Source organism: Stenotrophomonas sp. HMWF003, assembly GCF_003061285.1.
Lineage (GTDB): Bacteria > Pseudomonadota > Gammaproteobacteria > Xanthomonadales > Xanthomonadaceae > Stenotrophomonas > Stenotrophomonas maltophilia_AP.
Genome location: NZ_QAIW01000069.1, coordinates 1 through 1811, shown reverse-complemented (window position 1 = coordinate 1811; position 1811 = coordinate 1). Strand labels below are relative to the sequence as shown.

General features: G+C 68.2%; 3 protein-coding genes. All 3 read left to right on the top strand.

Going from position 1 to position 1811, the window contains the following annotated elements:
* Nucleotides 1-329: 329 nt before the first annotated feature.
* Nucleotides 330-728 (top strand): HU family DNA-binding protein, encoded by a 399-nt coding sequence (locus tag DBR34_RS02645; protein WP_038689886.1) that lies wholly within the window; start codon nt 330-332, stop codon nt 726-728.
* A gap of 275 nt (nt 729-1003) precedes the next feature.
* Nucleotides 1004-1312, top strand: coding sequence for a DUF3861 family protein (locus tag DBR34_RS02640; protein WP_128095580.1), 309 nt, complete (start codon nt 1004-1006; stop codon nt 1310-1312).
* 54 nt (nt 1313-1366) lie between these two features.
* A partial coding sequence (locus tag DBR34_RS02635; protein WP_128095579.1) for a hypothetical protein occupies nt 1367-1811 on the top strand: 445 nt, incomplete at its 3' end.

The following is a 1811-nucleotide window of genomic DNA, read 5'->3' as shown; positions in this document are numbered from 1 at the left end:
GCGTTAGCACGGCGTCGGTCCGGCGGCCGCGCCCGTCGCAGGCGCTCACCCGGGCCCGGCCGCCGTGCCGCATGGCGGCGAGAAAACCGCTGTTTTCAAGGGGTTTGGGGCAAACCGACGGGCATTCCGTCGCTCCTGGCCGAGACCACCGGGGCGATCGTCCGCCCTGTTTTTCGGGCATGTGCTGATGCACTGCAGTAACCGGCAGGCAGGAAATCGCGAACTTTTATGCGATTGCCTATTGGCGGCGCCGCCTGGTTGGCCTACATTTCGCTTGCCGACCGGGTTCGGCGCGACCAAACAACCAACCGTTCACGGAACAGGAAACCATGGCAAAGACCGCTAAGAAGGCTGCCCCGAAGAAGGCAGTAAAGAAAGTCGCTACCAAGGCAGCCGCCAAGCCGGCCGCTCCCAAGCCGATCAAGGACGTACTGAGCAAGTCTGGTCTGGTTGCACACATCGTTGAAACGTCCGGCGTTGTCGCCAAGGACGTGCGCGCCGTGCTCGCCTCGCTGGAAGGCGCCGTCGCCGCTTCGGTGCACAAGAAGGGCGCGGGCAGCTTCACCCTGCCGGGCCTGCTGAAGATCACCACCGTCAGCGTTGCGGCCAAGCCGAAGCGCAAGGGGATCAATCCGTTCACCAAGGAAGAGCAGTGGTTTGCCGCCAAGCCGGCTTCCACCAAGCTGAAGGTGCGTCCGCTCAAGAAGCTCAAGGACGCTGCGCTGTAACCAGCGCGTTTCCTGCAGCACCCGGACGGGACGGCCTTGGCCGTCCCGTTCTTTTTGGGGCCGCCCGCCGACTCTCGACCACAGGGGTTGCGAAACACAGCGTTGCCAATTGGGGGAGACGCGCCCGCATCGCGCGGAAACGCTGCACCCACGGCCATCTCCGGCCGACAGCACCAGCGTGGAACGCGCGCGGTGGAACACTGCGTGCGGCCGCGCCCGTCGCCCCCGGCCGCCGGCACGCCTATGGTGGTTTCGTCCCCCCAACGCCAGCCGCCATGACCAGCCCCTCCCAGCGCTATCGCATTACCGTTACCCCGATCGAGAAGGACGGGTTGCAGTGCAGCGGACGCTGCACGATCGAACTGGAACATCGCGCGCAGCAGGACTGGATGCGCCTGATGGAAATCGCACGGCGCCAGACCGGCCTGAGCGGCGACGAGCGCGCCGCCGCCATCGTGGCCACCCAGCTGCTGCACGACCTGGCCCAGCGGCACGCGCACGAACCGGGCCACCCGTTGAGCGTCCTGCAGCCGCAGCTCGGCGAAGTGCTCACGGCCCTGCAGGCGATCCAGCAGGCGCCCTGAGCGCGCCACCCGACCGCTACACTCTGCCCTCCTTCACCTGGGGAGAGTGCCCGCATGCGTCGTGCCGTGATCCTGTTGCCGCTGCTGCTGGGCGGTTGCTCCTGCGAGCGTCACCCCGCCGCCGATGCGCCTGGCGCTGCCGCGACGGCAGCGTCCGGGACCGCGGGTGCCGAAGCGGCCGACAGCACCGATGCCGCCACCGTCGCTCCGCTCGCGCCCGCGCCGCTGAGTGCTGTGGCAGCCGGGGCCGAGGATGAAGGCATCGTGGTGCGCCACTACCTCAATGCACTCGCGCGCGGCGACCACGCCGCCGCCGATGCGTTCTGGAGTGGGGGCCGCACCGCCAGCCACGCCGATGACGCGGTGCTGCGCCAACTGCTTTCCCAACCCGAACCGTCGCGTGTGCTCAGCCTGCGCATGGACACCGAGGTCCCCATCGCCCGCGACCAGGCCCAGCCCTCGCGTCTGCGCGAGGTTCCGGTGCTGATCCGCGTGATGA